This window comes from Geodermatophilus sp. URMC 63, from assembly GCF_053502565.1.
In genome coordinates, this window is sequence record NZ_CP199956.1 from 4,195,455 (window position 1) to 4,216,307 (window position 20,853).

At 74.9% G+C, this 20,853-nt stretch carries 19 protein-coding genes; 17 read left to right on the forward strand and 2 right to left on the reverse strand.

The features are described from left to right. Positions 1-14 precede the first annotated feature (14 nt). Positions 15-743, forward strand: a complete 729-nt coding sequence (locus tag ACWIZO_RS20455) for an HAD family hydrolase (protein ID WP_448639468.1) — start codon at positions 15-17, stop codon at positions 741-743. Positions 744-829: 86 nt separating this feature from the next. Here ACWIZO_RS20455 and ACWIZO_RS20460 read toward each other — a convergent pair whose 3' ends face one another. Then, a complete protein-coding gene (locus ACWIZO_RS20460; RefSeq protein WP_448639469.1) occupies positions 830-1,804 on the reverse strand; it encodes a RecB family exonuclease in 975 nt (324 codons plus the stop codon). A gap of 210 nt (positions 1,805-2,014) precedes the next feature. On the opposite strand from ACWIZO_RS20460, the gene ACWIZO_RS20465 reads away from it, so the two are divergent. The 9 genes from ACWIZO_RS20465 to pafA all read left to right on the forward strand — a co-directional run bounded on the left by ACWIZO_RS20465 (position 2,015) and on the right by pafA (position 11,717). Next, the gene (locus tag ACWIZO_RS20465; RefSeq protein WP_448639470.1) at positions 2,015-2,842 is read left to right on the forward strand and encodes a tRNA (adenine-N1)-methyltransferase; all 828 of its coding nucleotides are present in this window, start codon (positions 2,015-2,017) and stop codon (positions 2,840-2,842) included. 174 nt (positions 2,843-3,016) lie between these two features. Continuing rightward, positions 3,017-4,741, forward strand: coding sequence for a proteasome ATPase (gene arc, locus ACWIZO_RS20470; protein WP_448639471.1), 1,725 nt, complete (start codon positions 3,017-3,019; stop codon positions 4,739-4,741). 130 nt (positions 4,742-4,871) lie between these two features. Further along, positions 4,872-6,377 (forward strand): depupylase/deamidase Dop, encoded by a 1,506-nt coding sequence (dop, locus tag ACWIZO_RS20475; RefSeq protein ID WP_448639472.1) that lies wholly within the window; start codon positions 4,872-4,874, stop codon positions 6,375-6,377. Then, positions 6,377-7,420, forward strand: coding sequence for an acyl-CoA dehydrogenase family protein (locus tag ACWIZO_RS20480; protein WP_448639473.1), 1,044 nt, complete (start codon positions 6,377-6,379; stop codon positions 7,418-7,420). Before dop ends, ACWIZO_RS20480 begins: the two co-directional genes overlap by 1 nt. A 131-nt stretch (positions 7,421-7,551) precedes the next feature. Next, a complete protein-coding gene (locus tag ACWIZO_RS20485; protein WP_446760577.1) occupies positions 7,552-7,761 on the forward strand; it encodes a ubiquitin-like protein Pup in 210 nt (69 codons plus the stop codon). A 33-nt stretch (positions 7,762-7,794) separates the two neighbouring features. Beyond that, entirely contained in the window at positions 7,795-8,418 is a 624-nt protein-coding gene (locus ACWIZO_RS20490) for an endonuclease VII domain-containing protein (RefSeq protein WP_448639474.1), read from the forward strand. 121 nt (positions 8,419-8,539) lie between these two features. Then, positions 8,540-9,382 carry a proteasome subunit beta gene (gene prcB, locus ACWIZO_RS20495; RefSeq protein WP_448639475.1) on the forward strand — a complete coding sequence of 281 codons (843 nt, stop codon included), beginning with the start codon at positions 8,540-8,542 and terminating at the stop codon, positions 9,380-9,382. A 5-nt stretch (positions 9,383-9,387) separates the two neighbouring features. Continuing rightward, complete coding sequence (gene prcA / locus ACWIZO_RS20500) at positions 9,388-10,302, forward strand: proteasome subunit alpha (protein WP_448639476.1); 915 nt, start codon at positions 9,388-9,390, stop codon at positions 10,300-10,302. Positions 10,303-10,358: 56 nt separating this feature from the next. Then, a complete protein-coding gene (gene pafA, locus ACWIZO_RS20505) occupies positions 10,359-11,717 on the forward strand; it encodes a Pup--protein ligase (protein WP_448639477.1) in 1,359 nt (452 codons plus the stop codon). 103 nt (positions 11,718-11,820) lie between these two features. Here the strand turns inward: pafA and ACWIZO_RS20510 are convergent, their stop codons facing one another. Then, positions 11,821-12,918, reverse strand: coding sequence for a DUF3866 family protein (locus ACWIZO_RS20510; protein ID WP_446760582.1), 1,098 nt, complete (start codon positions 12,916-12,918; stop codon positions 11,821-11,823). 115 nt (positions 12,919-13,033) lie between these two features. Between ACWIZO_RS20510 and ACWIZO_RS20515 the strand changes: the two genes are divergently transcribed. The 7 genes from ACWIZO_RS20515 (at position 13,034) to ACWIZO_RS20545 (ending at position 20,762) form a co-directional block, all read left to right on the forward strand. After that, the gene (locus tag ACWIZO_RS20515) at positions 13,034-14,011 is read left to right on the forward strand and encodes a helix-turn-helix transcriptional regulator (RefSeq protein WP_448639478.1); all 978 of its coding nucleotides are present in this window, start codon (positions 13,034-13,036) and stop codon (positions 14,009-14,011) included. Then, positions 14,008-14,997, forward strand: coding sequence for a helix-turn-helix transcriptional regulator (locus ACWIZO_RS20520; protein ID WP_448639479.1), 990 nt, complete (start codon positions 14,008-14,010; stop codon positions 14,995-14,997). Before ACWIZO_RS20515 ends, ACWIZO_RS20520 begins: the two co-directional genes overlap by 4 nt. Before the next feature lie 9 nt (positions 14,998-15,006). Next, positions 15,007-15,237 carry a hypothetical protein gene (locus tag ACWIZO_RS20525; RefSeq protein ID WP_448639480.1) on the forward strand — a complete coding sequence of 77 codons (231 nt, stop codon included), beginning with the start codon at positions 15,007-15,009 and terminating at the stop codon, positions 15,235-15,237. Positions 15,238-15,358: 121 nt separating this feature from the next. Then, complete coding sequence (gene tatA / locus ACWIZO_RS20530; RefSeq protein ID WP_446760586.1) at positions 15,359-15,643, forward strand: Sec-independent protein translocase subunit TatA; 285 nt, start codon at positions 15,359-15,361, stop codon at positions 15,641-15,643. An 83-nt stretch (positions 15,644-15,726) separates the two neighbouring features. Further along, positions 15,727-16,617: a twin-arginine translocase subunit TatC gene (tatC, locus tag ACWIZO_RS20535; protein WP_448639481.1), complete on the forward strand. Its 891-nt coding sequence runs from the start codon at positions 15,727-15,729 to the stop codon at positions 16,615-16,617. 218 nt (positions 16,618-16,835) lie between these two features. Continuing rightward, on the forward strand, positions 16,836-17,750 hold the full coding sequence (locus tag ACWIZO_RS20540; RefSeq protein ID WP_448639482.1) for a diacylglycerol/lipid kinase family protein: 915 nt from the start codon (positions 16,836-16,838) through the stop codon (positions 17,748-17,750). Between the two features lie 165 nt (positions 17,751-17,915). Next, a complete protein-coding gene (locus tag ACWIZO_RS20545; RefSeq protein ID WP_448639483.1) occupies positions 17,916-20,762 on the forward strand; it encodes a DEAD/DEAH box helicase in 2,847 nt (948 codons plus the stop codon). Positions 20,763-20,853: the final 91 nt, after the last annotated feature.

Below are 20,853 nucleotides of genomic sequence, written 5' to 3' on the forward strand. Positions count from 1 at the left end.
GTCACGCTCCTACCGTGGAGGTGGTGGAGACCCGGGCAGCACAGGCAGCGACGCCGCGGGCGGTGCTGTTCGACATGGACGGCACCCTCGTGGAGACCGAGCAGCACTGGGGGACGGCGCTGTTCGCCCTCGCCCGGCGGCTGGGCGGCGAGCTGAGCCGGCCGGCCCGGGAGGCCACCGTCGGCACCAGCATGCGCACGGCGCTGGGCGTGCTCTACGCCGACCTCTGCCTCGACCGGCAGGCCGCGTGGCAGGCCGACGCGGCTTGGGTCGAGGACACCGTCGCCGAGCTGCTGGCCGCCGGGGTGCCCTGGCGGCCGGGCGCGCGCGAGCTGCTGGCCGAGCTGCGGGCGGCGGCGGTGCCCACCGCCCTGGTGACGACGACGCCGCGGCGGCTGGCCGACCTGGTCCTCGCCCAGCTCGAGCGGGACTTCCCCGACGTGCCGCCGTTCGACCTGACCGTCTGCGGCGACGAGGTGCCCGCGCGCAAGCCCGACCCGGCGCCCTACCGGCAGGCCGCCGCGGCCCTCGGTGTCGACCCGGCCGACTGCATCGTGGTGGAGGACTCCGCCGCCGGCGTGGCCGCGGGCCTGGCCGCCGGCGCCGCGGTGCTCGGCGTGCCCTCGCTGCAGCCGCTGTCGCCCGCGCCGGGCCTGGTGCTGCGGGACACCCTGACCGGGCTCGGCCTCGGCGGGCTCGCCGCCGTCCTCGCCGCCCGCGCCCCGGCCGCCGCCCGGGCCTGAGCCGGCTCCGGGCGCCTCGTCCGGGGACCCGCGGGGAGCCGCGGTGCCCCGGGGCACCCGCCCGGGACCGGACGGTCCCGGGCGGCTCAGTCGCGCTCGACCAGCGGCAGGGTCGGCCAGCCGGCCGCGGCGGCGGCCTCGGCGGGGAAGGGCGGGGGCGTGCCGCCGAAGGACGGGCACAGCGCCTGGTGGTCGCACCAGTCGCACAGCCGGGTGCGGTTGGGGCGGAAGTCGCCGGTGGCCACGGCCCGCTCGATCGCCGCCCAGATGGCCAGCAGCGTCCGTTCGAAGCGCACCAGCTCGCCCTCGTCGGGGGCGTAGGTCAGCGCGTCGGCGTCGCCGAGGTAGATGAGCTTGAGCTGGCTGGCCACCACGCCGCGGGTGCGCCACAGCACCAGGGCGTAGAACTTCATCTGGAACAGCGCCTTGGACTCGAACGCCTCGCGCGGCATCGAACCGGTCTTGTAGTCGACCACCCGCAGCGCCCCGTTGCGGGCGACGTCGAGGCGGTCGACGTACCCGCGCAGCAGCAGCCCGTCGGGCAGCGTGACCTCGACCAGCTCCTCGCGGCCCTCGGGCTGGATGCGGGTGGGGTCCTCCAGGGAGAAGTAGGTCTCCACCAGCTCCCCGGCCGAGGCCAGCCACCCCTCCAGCGACGGCGGGGGCGCGCCGTCGTCCCCGGCGGTGAACAGTGCCGCCACCTCCGGGTCGGCCCGCAGCTCCTCCCACGCCGGCCCGACCAGACCGCGCGCGGCGTCGACGGTGCGCTCGGCCGGCGGGAGGTCGTAGAGCCGCTCGAGGACGGCGTGCACCAGCGTGCCGCGCACCGCCGCGGCGCTCTTCCTCTCCGGCAGCCGGTCGATGGTGCGGAAGCGGTAGAGCAGCGGGCAGGTCTTGAAGTCCGCCGCCCGGCTCGGCGACAGCGACGGCCGGCGCGGCGCCCGCTGCGCGGCCGGGTCGGTGTCCACCACGTCCCTCCGCGCCGGGTCCTGCGCCACTTCCTCCCGCGCCGTTTCCTGCGCGACGTCCCCCTGCGCCGAGTGCTGCGCCATCGCCGTCATGCCCTCGAGGCTAGGTCGCCCCTCCGACAGTTCCGCGGCACCCGCGCCGGACGGACCCGTCCTGCCGCTCGCCTAGGCTGGCCGCCCGTGGACCCGCAGCCCGAGCCCAGCCAGAACGCGACGAGTGCCGCCCCCGTCACCGAGGACGGCCCTCCTGCAGGGGCCCGCCGCGAGCGTGCGAGCGGTGGGGGGCAGGAGGGTCCTCCGACGGTGCCCGGGGCCTTCGTCGCCGGCGACCGGGTGCAGCTCACCGACCCCAAGGGCCGGCTGCACACCGTCGTCCTCACGCCCGGCAAGCAGTTCCACACCCACCGCGGCGCCATCGCCCACGACGACCTCATCGGGGCGCCGGAGGGCTCGGTGGTGCACTCCACCGCCAACACCGGCTACCTGGCGTTCCGGCCGCTGCTGGCCGACTTCGTCCTCTCCATGCCCCGCGGCGCCCAGGTGATCTACCCCAAGGACGCCGCCCAGATCGTCGGCAACGGCGACATCGGCCCCGGCATGCGCGTCCTGGAGGCCGGCGCCGGGTCCGGCGCGCTGACCTGCTCGCTGCTGCGCGCGGTCGGCGAGCACGGCCGGGTCACCAGTTACGAGCGCCGCGAGGACTTCGCCGACGTCGCCCGCGGCAACGTGTCCGCCTTCTTCGGCGGCGCCGTCCCCGGCACCTGGGACCTGCGCCTGGGCGACCTCGCCGACCACCCCGCCGAGGAGGTCGTCGACCGGGTCGTGCTCGACATGCTCGAGCCGTGGGCGGTGCTGCCCACGGTCGCCGCGGCGCTGCGGCCCGGCGGCGTCCTGGTCGGCTACGTGGCCACCGTCACCCAGCTGTCGACCTACGTCGAGGCGCTGCGCGCGCAGGGCGTGTGGACCGAGCCGTACGCCTGGGAGTCGCTGGTGCGGCCGTGGCACGCGGTGGGCCTGGCGGTGCGCCCCGAGCACCGGATGGTGGCCCACACCGCCTTCCTGGTGACCGCGCGCCGGCTGGCCGAGGGCGTCGTCGCACCGGCCCGCCAGCGCCGCGCCGCCAAGGGCTGAGCCGGCGGGCGGGAGTGACGTGACGAGCGTGTCACGGTCTGCGCGAGCCCCGGGCGGGCTGTCGGTCGGCGTGTATAGATTTGCCTCCTGGCTCCCCCCGATGTGCGGAGGTGCGCGATGGGCCCCGGCCTTGGTAATGGTCCCGACGAGTTCCGAGCACGGCGTGAGCGAGACGTGTCCGCGCTGCTCGCCCAGATCTCCTACCTCGAGGAGGAGATCGGTCTGCTGCGCCGCAAGGTGTCCGACAGCCCCCGCCAGGTGCGGGCGCTGGAGGAGCGCATCGCCGAGGCGGAGGGCCGGGCGGCCTTCCTCTCCGAGCGCAACGACAAGCTGACCGGCACGCTGCGTGACGCCCGCGAGCAGCTGGTCACGCTCAAGGAGGAGGTCGACCGGCTCGGCCAGCCGCCCTCGGGCTACGGCGTCTTCCTGGGCCGCCACGACGACGGCACGGTCGACGTCTTCACCGGCGGGCGCAAGCTGCGGGTGTCGGTCTCCCCGGCCGTCGAGGGCCAGGACCTGCGCCCCGGCCAGGAGGTCATGCTCAACGAGGCGATGAACGTCGTCGAGGCGCTCGGCTACGAGAAGCAGGGCGACGTCGTCATGCTCAAGGAGCTGCTCGAGCCGATCGACGGCGTGACCCGGCGCGCGCTGGTCATCGGCCACACCGACGAGGAGCGGGTGGTCTACCTGGCCGACTCGCTCACCGACCAGCCGCTGCGGGTGGGTGACTCGCTGCTGCTGGAGTCGCGGTCGGGCTACGTGTACGAGCGGATCCCCAAGAGCGAGGTCGAGGAGCTCGTCCTGGAGGAGGTCCCCGACATCGACTACTCCGACATCGGCGGGCTCTCCCGGCAGATCGAGCAGATCCGCGACGCCGTGGAGCTGCCGTTCCTGCACGCCGACCTGTTCCGCGAGTACGAGCTGCGCCCGCCCAAGGGCATCCTGCTCTACGGCCCGCCCGGGTGCGGCAAGACGCTCATCGCCAAGGCCGTGGCCAACTCGCTGGCCAAGAAGGTCGCCGCGGTGAAGGGGGAGGGGCAGGCCAAGAGCTACTTCCTCAACATCAAGGGCCCCGAGCTGCTCAACAAGTACGTCGGGGAGACCGAGCGGCACATCCGGCTGGTGTTCCAGCGGGCCCGGGAGAAGGCCAGCGAGGGCACGCCGGTCATCGTGTTCTTCGACGAGATGGACTCGATCTTCCGCACCCGCGGGTCGGGCGTGTCCTCCGACGTCGAGTCGACGATCGTCCCGCAGCTGCTCAGCGAGATCGACGGCGTGGAGGGCCTGGAGAACGTCATCGTGATCGGCGCCTCCAACCGCGAGGACATGATCGACCCGGCGATCCTGCGGCCCGGCCGGCTGGACGTGAAGATCAAGATCGAGCGGCCCGACGCCGAGGCCGCGCGCGACATCTTCAGCAAGTACCTGCGGCCGTCGCTGCCGATCTCGCCCGACGACCTGGCCGAGAACGGCGGCAGCCCCGAGGCGACCATCCAGGGGATGATCCAGCGCACCGTCGAGCGGATGTACACCGAGAGCGAGGAGAACCGCTTCCTCGAGGTGACCTACGCCAACGGTGACAAGGAGGTCCTGTACTTCAAGGACTTCAACTCCGGCGCGATGCTGCAGAACATCGTCGACCGGGCCAAGAAGATGGCGATCAAGGAGAGCCTCGAGTCCGGCTCGAGCGGCCTGCGGGTCGGCCACCTCATGCAGGCCTGCGTCGACGAGTTCAAGGAGAACGAGGACCTGCCCAACACCACCAACCCCGACGACTGGGCGCGGATCTCGGGCAAGAAGGGCGAGCGGATCGTCTACATCCGCACGCTCATCAGCGGCAAGGGCAACGACTCCGGCCGCGCCATCGACACCGCCACCAACACCGGTCAGTACCTCTAGTCCCTCCCCGAGCCGTGGCCCGGCCGTCCCGCGGGACGGCCGGGCCGCCGCCGCGCGCTGCCCGTGCCCGCCGGCGCGGGGCCGCACACGCCGCCGCGGGCGCCGCCGGAGTGACGCCTAGTCTCGGGACATGAGCGTGCGCCGGGTGATGGGGACCGAGATCGAGTACGGCATCTCGGTGCCCGGGCAGCCCACGGCCAACCCCACGACCCTCTCCAGCCAGGTGGTGAACGCCTGGGCGGTGGCCGACGCCCCGACCCGGCGCCGGCCGCGGTGGGACTTCGAGGAGGAGTCCCCGCTGCGCGACGCCCGCGGCTTCGATCTCTCCCCGGCCAACGCCCTCGACCACACCGACCTCGACGAGGACTCGGGGATGGCCAACGTCATCCTCACCAACGGCGCCCGGCTCTACGTCGACCACGCCCACCCGGAGTACTCGACGCCGGAGGTCACGAACCCGCGCGACGTCGTCCTGTGGGACAAGGCGGGGGAGCGGGTGATGGCCGAGGCCGCGCGGCGGGCCGCGCGGATCCCCGGCACCCAGCCCATCCAGCTGTACAAGAACAACACCGACGGCAAGGGCGCCAGCTACGGCGCGCACGAGAACTACCTGATGGACCGGCGCACGCCGTTCATCGACATCATCCGCGGGCTGATCCCGTTCTTCGTGACCCGGCAGGTCTTCGCCGGCGCCGGCCGGGTCGGCATCGGCCCCGAGGGCCGCACCAAGGGCTTCCAGATCTCCTCGCGCGCCGACTTCTTCGAGGTCGAGGTGGGCCTGGAGACCACGCTCAAGCGGCCGATCATCAACACCCGCGACGAGCCGCACGCCAACCCCGACGAGTACCGCCGGTTGCACGTGATCATCGGCGACGCGAACCTCGCGGAGCTGTCGACCTACCTCAAGGTCGGGACGACGTCACTGGTGCTGGCGATGATCGAGGCGCGGGCGCTGACCGAGGACCTGTCGATCGAGGAGCCCGTGGCGGCGCTGCAGGCGGTCAGCCACGACCCGTCGCTGACCACCCAGGTGCGGCTGCGCGACGGCCGGCGGATGACCGCGCTCGACGTGCAGCGGGCCTACCTCGACCAGGCTGCGCGCTTCGTCGACCGCACCGGCACCGACGACGAGCAGACCGCCGACGTGCTGCGCCGCTGGGCCGAGGTGCTCGACGACCTCGCGGTCGACCCGATGCGCTGCGCCGACCGGCTCGACTGGCCGGCGAAGCTGCGCCTGCTGGAGGGCTACCGCTCCCGCGACGGGCTGGACTGGGGCGACTCGCGGCTGCAGCTGGTCGACCTGCAGTACTCCGACGTCCGGCCGGAGAAGGGCCTCTACCAGCGCCTGGTGGCGCGCGGCTCGATGCAGCGGCTGCTCGGCGACGACGAGGTCGCCCGCGCGATCGTCACCCCGCCGGCCGACACCCGCGCCTTCTTCCGCGGCGAGTGCCTGCGGCGGTTCCCGGCGCAGGTGGCGGCGGCCTCGTGGGACTCCGTCGTCTTCGACCTCGGCCGGGAGAACCTCGTCCGCATCCCGACGATGGAGCCGCTGCGCGGCACGCGCGAGCACGTCGGCCTGCTGTTCGAGTCGACGTCGTCGGCGCAGGAGCTGGTCGACACGATCACGGGCGGCTGATGGGCGGACCTCCTCCTCCCCACCACCCGCACGTCGGCGGCGGGACCCGGGAGGAGGCCGACCCGGTCGCCGTCGCCGGGCGGCTGGCCGCCGAGCTGCTCACGCCCGCGGCCGCCGGGGTCGATGCCGGCGGCGTCCTCCTGCGCGGGCACCTCGACGCCCTGGCCGACGCCGGCCTCTACGGGCTGACCGGCCCGCGCTCGGCCGGGGGCCTGGCCGCCGACGTGGCGACGGTCGCCGCGGTGGTCGAGGAGCTGGCCGCCGGTGACCTGGCGACGACGTTCGTCTGGCTGCAGCACCTCGGTGTGGTGTCCCGGCTGGCCGCGCACCGTCCGCCGGCGCTGTCCGACCGGCTGCCCGACCTCTGCGCCGGCCGGCTGCGGGCCGGGATCGCGCTGCTGGCGGCCGTGCGGCCGGGCCCGCCGGCGATCACCGTGCGGGCGGACGCCGGCGACCTCGTCCTGGACGGGGCCGTCCCGTGGGTGACCGGCTGGGGCGCGGTCGACGTCGTCCTGGTGGCCGCCCGCGACGGCGAGGACGTGCTGTTCGTGCTCGTCGACGCCGTGGCGGGTCCGACCCTCGGCGTGGTGCGGCAGCAGCTGGTCGCGGTGCAGGCGAGCGCGACGGTCGAGCTGCGGCTGGCCGGGCACCGCGTCCCCACCGAGCGGCTGGTGCACCGCGCCCCGCTGGCCGGGCTGCTGGCGGGGGACGCGGCGACCCTCCGGGTCAACGGGTCGCTGGCGCTCGGCCTGGTCCGGCGCTGCACCCGGCTGGTCGGGCCCTCACCGCTGGACGCGGACCTGGCCGCCGTCCGGGCCCGGCTCGACGCCGCCGGGCCGGCGGACCTGCCCGAGGCCCGGGCGCAGGCCGCCGCGCTGGCGCACCGCGCCGCGGGCGCCCTGGTGGTGGCCACGGGGAGCCGGTCGGTCCGCGCCGGCAGCGACGCCGAGCGGACGGCGCGGGAGGCGCTGTTCCTGCTGGTCTTCGGCTCCCGCCCGGCGATCAAGGCGTCGCTGCTCGGCCGCCTCGGCGGAGCGGGTTGACGTGGACGCTGCCGTTATCCCCAACTCGGCGCGTGGATGGGTGGTGACCGGGTGTACGCAGCCGACAGGTGTCGGTCCCTGCGGGTAGCTTCGGCGGCAGCACGCACCCGGCGCGCACCAGGGGAGGGCACATGGCCACCAGGGACACCGGCGGACAGCAGCGGACGACCCGCTCTCGGGAGGAGACCGAGGAGGTCGAGGCGTCGGTCGACACCGAGGTCGCCGAGCGGCACAAGGAGATGTCCGAGGACGTCGACGCCATTCTCGATGAAATTGACGACGTCCTCGAGGAGAACGCAGAGGAATTCGTCCGTTCGTACGTGCAAAAAGGGGGCCAGTGAAAGCCGTTCATGCGCCCTCTCCAGGGCGCGAGAATGAATTTCAAGTACTGTCGCGACTGCGGTGAGGAGAGACCGGTCGCGGAGTTCACGAGGAACCGGAACTCTCGCGACGGTCTCGCCTCCTCCTGCCGTGTGCACGCGCGGCGCCGCCACCGCAGGAGCCGTGACGAGCGCGTGGGGATGCCGGCACGCCGCCACCCGCGGGACGTCGTCGTTCCGGAGGGGCACAAGTGGTGTCCCGACTGTGGAATGGTCCTCCCGCTGTCGTCTCTCGGACGGAACGCCGCTGCCAGCAGCGGCGTGGACTCGTACTGCAGACCATGCCACAACGCCCGCGGCAGGGCGTCCAAGGACGAGATCGGCGGGTCGAGCACGTACCACCTGAGGCGGCGGTACGGGATCACCGCCGAGGAAGTCGACGCGATGTTCGCGAAACAGGGTGGACGCTGTGCCATCTGTCGTCGCGCGCCGGCTCTGCACGTCGACCACGACCACCGCACCGGGGAGGTGTGGGCACTCCTCTGCTCCGGGTGCACCGGCGGGCTCGGCCAGGTCAAGGACGACCCGGACGCATGGCACGCGGCGGCCTACTACGTGGCAGTCCACGAGGCCCGGCAGGACGTCCTCGCCGCCATGCGGCCGCCGTCCCGCAGCTGAGCGAGGCGCCCGCGGCGCCCCGGGTGGGCCGTCGGGCGCGCCGGTAGGGTCAGCGGCAGACGCCGCGGGATCTCCGCGGCACGTCGATCAGCACCCCCAGCGGGGCGGAGAGGTGGACGGGTTGACCCAGTCGCACACCGGTCGGAGCGGCTTCCCGCCCGCCTACCTGGACCGGGTGGGTTCCTCGTTCACCGACTTCCTGGCCTCCGCGGCCCCCGACCTGCTGCCCAGCAGGCGCCCGGTCCCGGCGGTGAACGCCGGCGACCTCACCCCGCACGGCACCACGATCGTGGCGGTCACCTACGCCGACGGCGTCCTCATGGGCGGCGACCGCCGCGCCACGATGGGCAACCTCATCTCCAGCCGCGACATCGAGAAGGTGTACCCGGCCGACTCCTGGTCGGTCATCGGCATCGCCGGTGCCGCCGGCATCGCCATCGAGATGGTGAAGCTCTACCAGGTCGAGCTCGAGCACTACGAGAAGATCGAGGGGCTCACCCTCAGCCTCGACGGCAAGGCCAACCGCCTGGCCCAGATGATCCGCGGCAACCTCGGCGCCGCGCTGCAGGGCCTGGCCGTCGTCCCGCTGTTCGCCGGCTACGACCTCGACGCCGCCCCCGGGGCGACCCCGGGCCGCATCTTCAGCTACGACGTCACCGGCGGGAACTACGAGGAGCGCGGCTACGCCGCCGTCGGCTCGGGCTCGCTGTTCGCCAAGAACTCGCTGAAGAAGACCTGGCGCCACGGGCTCGACGGCGACGCGGCCACCCGCACCCTGGTCGAGGCGCTCTACGACGCCGCCGACGACGACTCGGCCACCGGCGGCCCCGACCCGGTGCGCCGCCTCTACCCGATCGTCTACCGGGTCGACGCCGAGGGCGCCGTCCGCCTCGCCGACGACGAGGTCGCCGGCGTCGCCCGGACCGTCATCGACGAGCGGGCCGCCGCCGAGGGACAGGGCTGACCGCCATGACCATGCCGTACTACGCCTCGCCCGAGCAGCTGATGCGCGACCGCTCGGAGTACGCCCGCAAGGGCATCTCCCGCGGTCGCAGCGTCGCCGTCCTCACCTACGCCGACGGCGTGCTGTTCATCGCCGAGAACCCCAGCGCGACGCTGCACAAGGTCGGCGAGCTCTACGACCGCATCGGGTTCGCCGCCGTGGGCCGCTACAGCGAGTTCGAGAGCCTGCGGGTGGCCGGCGTCCGGCTGGCCGACGTCCGCGGGTACTCCTACAACCGGCGCGACGTCACCGGCCGGGTGATCGCCAACGCCTACGCGCAGACCCTCGGCGAGATCTTCACCCAGCAGATGAAGCCCTACGAGGTGGAGCTGTGCGTGGCCGAGGTCGGCGACAGCTCCGAGGGCGACCAGCTGTTCCGGCTCACCTTCGACGGGTCGATCGTCGACGAGCCGGACTTCGTCGTCATGGGCGGGCAGGCCGACGCGGTGAGCAACCACCTGCGGGAGGCATTCCGCCCGGGGCTGCCGCTGGGCGAGGCGCTGATGGTGGGCGTCCGGGCCCTGTCGGCGGTCAGCCCGGCGATGTCGGGGGGCAACGGGGACGGGGGCCTGCTCCCGGCCGCCCAGCTCGAGGTCGCCGTCCTGGACCGCCGCCGCCCCAAGCGGGCGTTCCGCCGGGTGGTGGGCGCCGCCCTCGCGAGCCTGCTCGGCGACCGGTCGGCCGACCAGGCCGCTCCCGAGGGCGCCACGCACGCGCACGCCCCCAGCGCGCCGCAGCCGGGCACCCCGGCCGGCCTCGGTGACCCGGCCGCCCCCGACACCGCAGGCGGCACCGGCGGCTCGGGGGAGGGCAGCGGCCCCCAGACCGGCCCGGCCGACGGCGCGGGCGGCGGCACCGACGGCGGGGCTCCGGCGTCCTGAGCGGCGGGCCGCGCCGGGAACCGGCCGGAGTCGCATCCGGCGCCTAGAGTCGGTCCGTGGACCGACGGATCTTCGGGATCGAGACCGAGTACGGCGTCACGTGCACCTTCCGCGGGCAGCGGCGGCTGTCCCCGGACGAGGTGGCCCGCTACCTGTTCCGGCGCGTGGTCTCGTGGGGGCGCAGCTCCAACGTGTTCCTCCGCAACGGCTCGCGCCTCTACCTCGACGTAGGCAGCCACCCCGAGTACGCCACCGCCGAGTGCGACGACCTCACCGAGCTGGTCGTGCACGACAAGGCCGGCGAGCGGATCCTCGAGGGCCTGCTGGTCGACGCCGAGCAGCGGCTGGCCGAGGAGGGTGTCACCGGCGACATCTACCTGTTCAAGAACAACACCGACTCGGCCGGCAACAGCTACGGCTGCCACGAGAACTACCTGGTCGGGCGGCACGGGGAGTTCAGCCGGCTGGCCGACGTCCTCATCCCGTTCCTGGTCAGCCGTCAGCTGGTGGTCGGCGCCGGCAAGGTGCTGCAGACCCCGCGCGGGGCGATCTACTGCGTCAGCCAGCGGGCCGAGCACATCTGGGAGGGCGTGTCCTCGGCGACCACCCGCTCCCGGCCGATCATCAACACCCGCGACGAGCCGCACGCCGACGCCGAGCGCTACCGGCGGCTGCACGTCATCGTCGGCGACTCGAACATGAACGAGACGACGACGCTGCTCAAGGTCACCATCACCGACCTGGTGCTGCGGATGATCGAGGCCGGGGTCCCGATCCGGGACATGGCGCTGGAGAACCCGATCCGCGCCATCCGCGAGATCAGCCACGACATCACCGGCCGGCGCCGGGTCCGCCTGGCCAACGGCAAGGAGATGTCGGCGCTGGAGATCCAGGCCGAGTACCACTCCCGCGCCGCGGAGTTCGTCGACCGGGAGGGCTTCGGCCCGGTGCACCGGCAGATGCTGGAGCTGTGGGGGCGGGTGCTCAAGGCCGTCGACACCGAGGACCTCTCGCTGATCGACCGCGAGATCGACTGGGCCACCAAGCTGTCGCTGATCGAGCGCTACCGCAGCAAGCGGGACCTGACGCTGTCCTCCCCGCGGGTGGCGCAGATGGACCTCGCCTACCACGACATCAGCCGCCGCCGGGGCCTGTACTACCTGCTCGAGCGCGCCGGTCAGGTCGAGCGGGTGGCGCACGAGCCGCGGGTGTTCGAGGCGAAGAACGTGCCGCCGCAGACCACCCGCGCCAAGCTGCGCGGCGAGTTCATCCGCAAGGCCCAGGAGAAGCGGCGCGACTTCACGGTCGACTGGGTGCACCTCAAGCTCAACGACCAGGCCCAGCGGACCGTGCTCTGCAAGGACCCGTTCAAGAGCGTCGACGAGCGCGTGGACAAGCTCATCGCCTCGATGTGACGGTCTCGCCGTGATCATCGGCGGGTGGCGGCGCCCGTCGGCGTGTCGGACCGCCACCTGCCGATGATCACGGCCGAGGGGAGTCGCGGTCGCGCTGCGGACCTCAGTCGATCGGGACCTGCAGGGCGGCGTAGCGGCCGGCGGCCGCGGCGGCCAGGAAGTAGGCGCGCTCCTCGGGCCAGCCCCGGCCCATGGTCGACAGCGTCACCGGCGAGAGCTGCAGCGCCTCGTCGAGGCCGTCGGTGTCGACCCACACGACCTCGTTGCGCTCGGGCTGGCCGGCGAGGTCCTCCTCGACCTGCTGGCCGAGCTCGGAGCCCAGCCCGCGCGGCGCCACCAGGGTCACCCCGGCCAGCGCCACCCGGCCGAAGGCGGTCAGCGAGTGGTGCGAGACCCCGCGGTGGCGGGGGCGCGGGTCGGCGTCGGAGATCCGCAGCGCGCCGACCGGCTCCCCACCGAGCACCGAGACGGCGTTGCAGGCCTCCCCGGCGGCCACGCCGGAGAAGCCCCACGACGTCCCGGTGCCCAGGTTGCCCGGCCCCTGCGTGACGACGGTGACGTCGGCGCCGAGCACGTGCCTGGCCGCCAGCAACCCGGTGTGCAGCGTGACCGCCTCCAGGTCGCCGCCGAAGGCCTGCCCCACGGTCACCACCCCGGTCAGCGAGGGCGCCAGCGTGTGCAGCGTGCGGGAGAACCCGGCCACCAGCGCGCCGCCGTCGGTCATGACGTAGGCGACCTTGAGGTCGGGGTCGGTGGCGAAGACGCCGATCAGCGCGGCCGGCAGCGCCGAGTGCAGGTCGGCGACGACCACCGGCATGCCGCCGAGGTCCTCGGCCTCGGCGATCGCCGCGTGGTGCTCGGTGTCCTGCTCGTCGACGCCCTGCACGCTCACCTGCAGCGGCGTGTACCGCGCCTTGACCAGGTGGCCGGGGCCGGTGGGGTCCGGCGGCAGCCGGTCGGGGACGGCGACGACGAGCGCATAGCCGCCGGTGCCCAGGCGCTGCGCCCAGGCGGTGGTGTTGAGCAGCACCTCGTCACCGACCTCGGGGACGCCGACCAGCGACGGGTGGGCCAGCGACCGCACCTCGCCGTCCCCGTCGACGGCGACGGTGAGCTCCTGGGCGTCGCGCCAGCTGCGTCCCAGAGCGGTCACCCGCCCGCGTCGCCAGCGGATCCGGTGCACGCTCGTCTGCTCCCCCACGGGGGGAGCGTAGGGACCCAGGTGTCCCCCGCGCCCTTCGGTGCCTCCTCGCGGGGTCCCGGTGCGAGCGTGCGCGCAGCGGGGGGCAGGGGGGCCGTTGTCTAGGCTGGGGCGCGTGTCGGCGAAGCGGGCGGAGCGGCTGGTCAACCTGGTCATCGCCCTGCTCGGCACCCGGCAGTACGTGACCGCGGCCCGGATCCGGGCGATCGTGCCCGGCTACGAGCCCGACGACGGCACCGCCCGCGCCGACGAGGCGTTCAAGCGGATGTTCGAGCGGGACAAGGCCGAGCTGCGGGAGATGGGCGTCCCGCTGGAGACCGGCCGCACCAGCGTCTTCGACACCGAGGACGGCTACCGCATCGCCCGGGCCGACTACGAGCTGCCCGAGATCACGCTGACCGGCGAGGAGGCCGCCGCCGTCGGCCTGGCGCTGCGGCTGTGGGAGTCCGCCCAGCTCGCCGAGGCAGCGCACAGCGCCCTGGTCAAGCTGCGCGCCGCGGGGGTCGACGTCGACCCGACCCGCGCGCTGCCCGTGCAGCCGCGGCTGGATTCCGGCGAGCCGGCCTTCGAGCCCTGCTACGCCGCCGCCCGCGACCGACGGGTGCTGCAGTTCGACTACCGCCGGCCCGACGAGGACACCCCCGCGCGCCGGCACGTGCAGCCCTGGGGCGTCGTCGCCTGGCACGGCCGCTGGTACCTCGTCGGCCAGGACCTCGACCGGCAGGCGCCGCGGGTGTTCCGCCTGTCCCGGGTGGCCGGGGTGCCGCGGGCCACCGGCCCGGAGGGTGCCTTCGAGCCCCCGCCGGACGTCGACCTCTCCGCCCTGGTCGCCCGCCAGGCCGGGGGAGAGGAGCACCTGGTGGTGGTCCGCGCCCGCCCCGGCGCCGCGGTGGGCCTGCGCCGCTGGGGCACGCCGCTGGGTGCCGCCGACGACGGCGACGACCGGCTGCAGCTGCGCACCACCGAGCCCTGGCGGCTGGCCGACCAGCTGGCCGCCTACGGACCCGACGTCGTCGTCGAGTCGCCGCAGTCGGTGCGCGCCGCCGTCGTCGAGCGGCTCACCCGGCTCGCGGCGATGGGGGAGCGGGCGTGACCGGCCCGGCCACCAACGAGCGGATGACCCGGCTGCTCTCCCTGGTCCCCTACCTCACCGCCCGGCCGGAAGGCGTGCCGCTGGCCGAGGCCGCCCGCGACTTCGGCGTCCCCGAGCGGCAGCTGCGCCGCGACCTGGACCTGCTGTGGATGTGCGGCCTGCCCGGCTACGGCCCCGGCGACCTCATCGACCTGGCCTTCGAGGGCGACCGGGTGCGGGTCACCTTCACCGCCGGCATGGTCCGCCCGCTGCGGCTGACCACCGACGAGGCGGTGGCCCTGGTGGTGGCGCTGCGCACGCTGCTCGACCTGCCCGGCCTCGCCGAGCAGGAGGCGGTCAGCCGGGCGCTGGCGAAGGTGTCGGCCGCCGCCGGGCACGCCGCCGAGCGGGTCACCCCGGTGGCGCTGTCGGTCGACGCCCGCGAGCAGGCGCTCGCCGTCGTCCGCGACGGGCTGGAGCGCAGGCGGGCGCTGCACCTGCACTACTACGTGCCCACCCGCGACGAGCGCACCGAGCGCACCGTCGACCCGATGCGGCTGCTGCTCGTCGACGGCCGCTGGTACCTGGAGGCCTGGTCCCGGGAGGTCGGCGGCGTCCGGCTGTTCCGGCTCGACCGCATCGACGACGTCCGGGTCCTCGACGAGCCGGCCGCCCCGCCGCCGCAGGCCGCGCCGCGCGACGTGGAGTCCGGCCTCTACCAGCCCGAACCCGGGTCGCCGGTGGTGCGGCTGCGGCTGGCCCGCACCGCCCGGTGGGTGGCCGAGTACTACCCGGTCGAGGACGTCCGGGAGGTCGGCGACCCGCCCGGCGGGCTGGCCGTCGCGCTGCGCACCGCCGACCTGGCCTGGGCCCGCCGCCTGGTGGCCTCCCTCGGCGGCGCGGCCACCGTCGAGGAGCCGGCCGAGCTGGCCGCCGCCGTCGCCGCCGACGCCCGCGCCGCGCTGGACCGGTACGCGCCCGGCGCCGGCCCGGCACCCGGGGCCTAGGGTCGGGGCGTGCTGCTGCTCGTGGTCTGGATCGCCGTCGTCGTGCTGTCCCTGGTCGTCCTCGGCGCCCTGGCCCACGGCGTCCTCGGCGCGTTCGGGCGGCTGGGCCGGGAGCTGCAGGCCGCCGAGCGGGACGTGGCGCCGCTGCTGGAGCAGGTGCAGGCGGCCGCCGCCCGGGCGGCCGCGCTGCAGTCGGCCGACGAGCGGACGCCGGCGCGCCGGGGAGCGCACGCCGGCTGACCGCCCGCGGCTCGCTCACCCGGCGGCGCAGTCACCGGCGGGGCGCGACGTCCGCCGAGGGACCCGGCGACGAACACCCTGCGGCGTAGCATCGCCCCCGTTCCCTCGACCTGGAGGACGCATGAACCTCGGTGCGCCGGAGATCATCCTGATCATCCTCGCGATCCTGCTGCTCTTCGGCTACAAGAAGCTGCCCGACGCCTCGCGCTCCCTGGGTCGCTCGCTGCGCATCTTCAAGGGCGAGATGAAGGGCATGAAGGACGACGACCGCAGCCGTCCGGCCCAGCTCGAGGCCTCCGACGCCGACCGCCGGGCCCAGCTCGAGGCCGAGGCGGCCGCCGCCGAGGCGCGCGCGGCCGAGCTGCGGGCGCGCGCCGCCCAGCCCGGCGCCGCCGAGCCCCGCTGACCGCTCCGCGGCACAGGAACGTGAGCGCGCCCGGCACCCGGGGACGCCGGCGCCGTCGGCCCCCGCGCGACCCCGAGGCGACGATGACCCTCGTCGCGCACCTCACCGAGCTGCGCAACCGGATCGCCAAGGCGCTGCTGGCGCTGGCGCTGGGCACCGTCGTCGGCTTCCTCTGGTACGACCACGGGCTGCTGGCGTTCCTCACCGAGCCCTACTGCTCGGTGCCGCCGCAGCTGCGCTTCCAGGGCTCGCAGGACTGCCAGCTGGTGGTGCTCGACGTCTTCGGCGGCCTGCTGCTGCGGCTCAAGGTCGGCGTGATCGCCGGCGCGGTGCTGTCCTCGCCGTTCTGGCTCTACCAGCTGTGGGCGTTCATCACCCCCGGCCTCAAGCGCAACGAGAAGCGCTACACGGTCGCCTTCGTCGCGGCCTCGAGCACGCTGTTCGCCCTCGGCGCCGTCCTGGCCTACGTCACCCTCTACAAGGGCCTGGAGCTGCTGCTCGGCCTGGCCGGCGACGAGGTGGCCTTCCAGCTCACCGCCCCGGACTACCTGGGCTTCGTCATCAGCCTGCTGGTGGCCTTCGGGCTGAGCTTCGAGCTGCCGCTGGTCCTCGTCGCGCTCAACCTGGTCGGCGTCCTGTCCCACGCGGCGCTGGCCCGCAGCCGGCGCTGGATCTTCTTCCTCACCATCGTGTTCGCCGCGTTCATCACGCCCACGCAGGACCCCTTCACCATGCTGGCCATGGCCGTGCCGATGGTGCTGCTCTTCGAGCTGGCCATCCAGGTCGCCCGGGTGGTGGACAAGCGGCGCGCCCGGCGCGAGGCGCTCGAGCACTTCCACGACGTCGGCGACGACGAGGCCTCCCCGCTCGACGCCCGGCCCTCCGCCGTCGACGCCGCCCCGACCCCCTACGAGGAGCTGCACCGCGACGGCGCTGCCCCGCAGCCCCGCCCCGGCGCCTCCTCCCGCGGCTGACCGCACGGTCGGCTGAGCGCTCCGTCCTCCGAGCGCTCCGTCCTCCGAGCGCTCCGTCCTCCGAGCGCTCCGTCCTCCGAGCGCTCCGTCCTCCGAGCGCTCCGGCGGCGGGGGCCGCGGCGCGGTGCTCCGGACCGCGTGCTCTCCACACCCCGCACGGCCCGGTCCGCTGCGACGATGCGCCGGTCCCGGATCGCGGGCGCGGGGGAGGGGGCCGGGTGAGCGCGGGTGTCGACGTCGCCGTCCTCGTCGGTCCCGCCGCCGGACGGGGACGTGCGCGGACGGTCTCCGGTGCCGTCCTGGACGTGCTGCGCCGCGGCGGGCTGGCGCCACGGCTGCTCCCCACCACCAGCCGGGTGGAGGCCGCGCGCACCGCAGCCGCCGCCGTGGCCGGGGGCGCCGCGGCCGTCGTGGCGGTCGGGGGCGACGGGGTCGCGCACGCCGCGCTGCAGGCCGTCGCGGGGACGACGACGCCGCTGGCGGTCGTGCCCGCCGGCACCGGCAACGACCTCGCCCTGGCCCTCGGCGTGCCGCCCGAGCCGGTGACCGCCGCGGTGGCCGCGGCCGCGGACCTGCGCGACGGCGACGTCCGCGCGGTCGACGCCGGGCGCACCGCCGGGCGGTGGTGGGCCACCGTGCTGTGCTGCGGCTTCGACTCCGCCGTCACCGACCGGGCCGACCGGCTGCGCTGGCCGCGCGGTCGGCGCCGCTACGACGTCGCGGTCCTCGCCGAGCTCGCCCGGCTGCGGCCCCGGGAGGTCACGCTCACCCTCGACGGCGCGGCCCGCACGCTGCCGGTCACGCTGGTCGCCGTCGGCAACACCGCGTGGTACGGCGGGGGCCTGCGGGTGTGCCCGGCCGCCGACCCCGCCGACGGGCTGCTCGACGTCACCGTCGTGGGGCCGGTGTCGCGCCGGGAGCTGGTGCGCACCCGCCCGCGGCTGGCCGACGGCAGCCACGTCGGGCACCCCGCCGTCACCGTGCACCGGGCCGCGCGGGTCGGGCTCGCCGGTGCCGGGCTGACCACCCACGCCGACGGGGAGCCGGTCGCGGCGCTGCCGGTCGTGGCCGAGGCCGTGCCCGGCGCCCTGCACGTGGTGGGCACCGGGCGGGGCGTGGCCACGATCAGGTGACCTGATCGTGGCGCGTCCTCCCGCACGGTGCACGGTGCGGGAGGACGCGCTGCGGTGAGGGAGGACGGCCGACACGTGACCGCCACCTCGACCGTTATCCCCAACTACTGCGACGAACGTCCCCGAGATCGGCGACCTCTCGGCGGAGCGCCTAACGTGGGGAGCATGTCCAGCCCCGCCGAGCGGTACGCGGCTGCCCGGCGGCGCAGTGCGCACCCGACCCTCGCCGACTTCACCGCCGACCTCGGGTTCTCCCTCGACCCGTTCCAGGTGGAGGCGTGCGAGGCGCTCGACGAGGGCGCCGGCGTGCTGGTGTGCGCGCCGACCGGCGCCGGCAAGACCGTCGTCGGCGAGTTCGCGGTGCACAAGGCGCTGGCCGAGGGGCGCAAGGCCTTCTACACGACGCCGATCAAGGCGCTGTCCAACCAGAAGTACAACGACCTGGTCGACCGCTACGGCGAGGACCGGGTCGGCCTGCTCACCGGCGACAACGCCGTCAACGGCGACGCCCCGGTGGTGGTGATGACCACCGAGGTGCTGCGCAACATGCTCTACGCCGAGTCGCCGGCCATCGACGGCCTCGGCTACGTGGTGATGGACGAGGTGCACTACCTCGCCGACCGCTTCCGCGGCGCCGTGTGGGAGGAGGTGATCATCCACCTGCCGGCATCGGTGACGCTGGTGTCGCTGTCGGCGACGGTCAGCAACGCCGAGGAGTTCGCCGACTGGCTGGTCACCGTCCGCGGCCACACCAGGGTCGTGGTCAGCGAGGTCCGGCCGATCCCGCTGTGGCAGCACATGCTGGTCGGCGGCCGGGTGTTCGACCTGTTCAGCCTGCGGCCGGCCGCGCACGCCGCCGAGCTGGGGGAGACGCCGCGGGGGCAGTCCACCCGCGACCGCGGCGCCAGCGTCGTCGACCCCGAGCTCGTGCGGTACGTGCGGGAGCACGAGCGGCGCCTGGACAGCTGGGGCGGCGGCAACGGCGGGTCCCGTCGCGACCGCGACTGGCACAAGCCGCGCCACCGGCCGCCGTCGCGCACCGAGGTGGTGGAGCGCCTCGACCGCGCTGGGCTGCTCCCGGCGATCACGTTCATCTTCAGCCGCAACGGCTGCGACGCCGCCGTCGCCCAGTGCCTGCAGTCGGGCCTGCGGCTGACCGACGAGGCCGAGCGGGCCGAGATCGCGCGGATCATCGACGAGCGCACCGGCTCGCTGCCCGACGAGGACCTGCACGTCCTGGGCTTCTGGGAGTGGCGCGAGGGCCTGCTGGCGGGACTGGCCGCCCACCACGCCGGGCTGGTGCCGGCGTTCAAGGAGACCGTCGAGGAGTGCTTCGTGCGCGGCCTGGTCAAGGCCGTGTTCGCCACCGAGACCCTCGCGCTGGGCATCAACATGCCCGCGCGCACCGTCGTCCTCGAGCGACTGGTCAAGTGGAACGGCGAGGCGCACGTCGACGTGACGCCGGGGGAGTACACCCAGCTCACCGGGCGGGCCGGACGACGGGGGATCGACGTCGAGGGGCACGCCGTCGTGGTGTGGGCGCCGGGCATGGACCCCTCCGTCGTCGCCGGGCTGGCCAGCACCCGCACCTATCCGCTGCGGTCGAGCTTCCGGCCCAGCTACAACATGGCGGTCAACCTGGTCGGCAGCTTCGGCCGGGCGCGCGCCCGCGAGCTGCTGGCCTCCTCCTTCGCCCAGTTCCAGGCCGACCGCTCGGTGGTCGGCCTGGCCCGGTCGGCGGCCCGCCACGAGCGCGAGGCCGAACGGGCCGCCGCGGAGATGGTCTCCGAGGGCGGCGACGTCGCCGGGTACGCGCGGCTGCGCCGGGAGATCGCCGACCGGGAGAAGGAGCTCTCCCGCGACTCGGCGGCCAAGCGCCGGATCGAGGCCGCCGACGCGCTGGCCGCGCTGCGGCCCGGTGACGTGATCCGGGTGCCGTCGGGACGGCGGCAGGGGCTGGCGGTGGTCCTGGACCCGGGGATCACCGACCTGGCCGACCCGCGGCCGCTGGTGCTTACCGAGGACAAGTGGGCCGGCCGGCTGGGCAGCGTGGACTTCCCGACGCCGGTGGCCGCGCTCGCCCGCGTCCGGGTGCCCAAGAACTTCAACCACCGCAGCCCGCACGCCCGCCGCGACCTGGCCTCCACGCTGCGCGCCGCCCGGGTGGAGAACGACCTCGGGGCGCGGCGGGTCAAGCAGCGGTCGGCGGCCGCCGACGACCCGGTGCTGGCCGACCTGCGGCGCGCGCTGCGCCACCACCCGGTGCACGCGCTGCCCGACCGGGAGGACCGGGTGCGCGCGGCGGAGCGGTACCTGCGCTCGGTCGCCGAGGCCGAGGCCACGCACCGCAGGATGGCCGAGCGCACCGGCTCGCTGACCCGGCAGTTCGACCGCACCTGCGACGTCCTCGAGGAGCTGGGTTACCTGGTGCCCGAGGCCGCGCCGCTGGTGCCGGCCGACACCGACGAGCCGGTGCCCGTCGACGACGTCCCCCGCGTGACCGACGAGGGCCGGCGGCTGGCCCGCATCTGGTCCGACGGCGACCTGCTGGTCGCCGAGTGCCTGCGCGCCGGTGCCTGGCGCGGGCTGGGGCCGGCCGAGCTCGCCGCCGCGGTCTCCACGCTGGTGTTCGAGGCGCGCCGCGAGCTGCCGGGGCAGCCGGCGGTGCCGGGGGGCGCGGTCGCCGCGGCGATCGCCGAGATGCGCCGCATCCGGGCGCGGCTGCAGGACGTCGAGCTCGACCGCGGGCTGCCGGCCACCCGCGACCTGGACCTGGGCTTCGCGTGGGCGGCCTACCGCTGGGCCGACGGGCAGAGCCTCGACCGGGTGCTCGCCGGCGCCGAGCAGGCCGGCACCGAGCTCTCCGGTGGGGACTTCGTCCGGTGGGCCCGCCAGCTCGTCGACGTGCTCGACCAGCTGGCGAAGGTGGCCGACGAGTCGGTGGCCGGGGTGGCGCGGGCCGCGGTGGGCCGGGTCCGGCGCGGCGTGGTCGCCGTCGCGGTCAGCGGCTGACGCACGGGCGCGCGGGCACGGGGCGACCGTCCCCGTGGGGCACGATCACCCCGCTCCCGTGGCGCGGTGTCGTGGGACGGCCCCCGCGGGG

Excerpts from the sequence above, each read along its gene's own strand:
- ACWIZO_RS20545 (WP_448639483.1), top strand. The coding sequence starts at position 17,916 with ATGTCCAGCCCCGCCGAGCGGTACGCGGCTGCCCGGCGGCGCAGTGCG.
- tatC (WP_448639481.1), top strand. The coding sequence starts at position 15,727 with ATGACCCTCGTCGCGCACCTCACCGAGCTGCGCAACCGGATCGCCAAG.
- prcA (WP_448639476.1), top strand. The coding sequence starts at position 9,388 with ATGACCATGCCGTACTACGCCTCGCCCGAGCAGCTGATGCGCGACCGC.
- ACWIZO_RS20490 (WP_448639474.1), top strand. The coding sequence starts at position 7,795 with ATGAATTTCAAGTACTGTCGCGACTGCGGTGAGGAGAGACCGGTCGCG.
- ACWIZO_RS20480 (WP_448639473.1), top strand. The coding sequence starts at position 6,377 with ATGGGCGGACCTCCTCCTCCCCACCACCCGCACGTCGGCGGCGGGACC.
- ACWIZO_RS20460 (WP_448639469.1), bottom strand. The coding sequence starts at position 1,804 with ATGACGGCGATGGCGCAGCACTCGGCGCAGGGGGACGTCGCGCAGGAA.
- dop (WP_448639472.1), top strand. The coding sequence starts at position 4,872 with ATGAGCGTGCGCCGGGTGATGGGGACCGAGATCGAGTACGGCATCTCG.
- tatA (WP_446760586.1), top strand. The coding sequence starts at position 15,359 with ATGAACCTCGGTGCGCCGGAGATCATCCTGATCATCCTCGCGATCCTG.
- ACWIZO_RS20485 (WP_446760577.1), top strand. The coding sequence starts at position 7,552 with ATGGCCACCAGGGACACCGGCGGACAGCAGCGGACGACCCGCTCTCGG.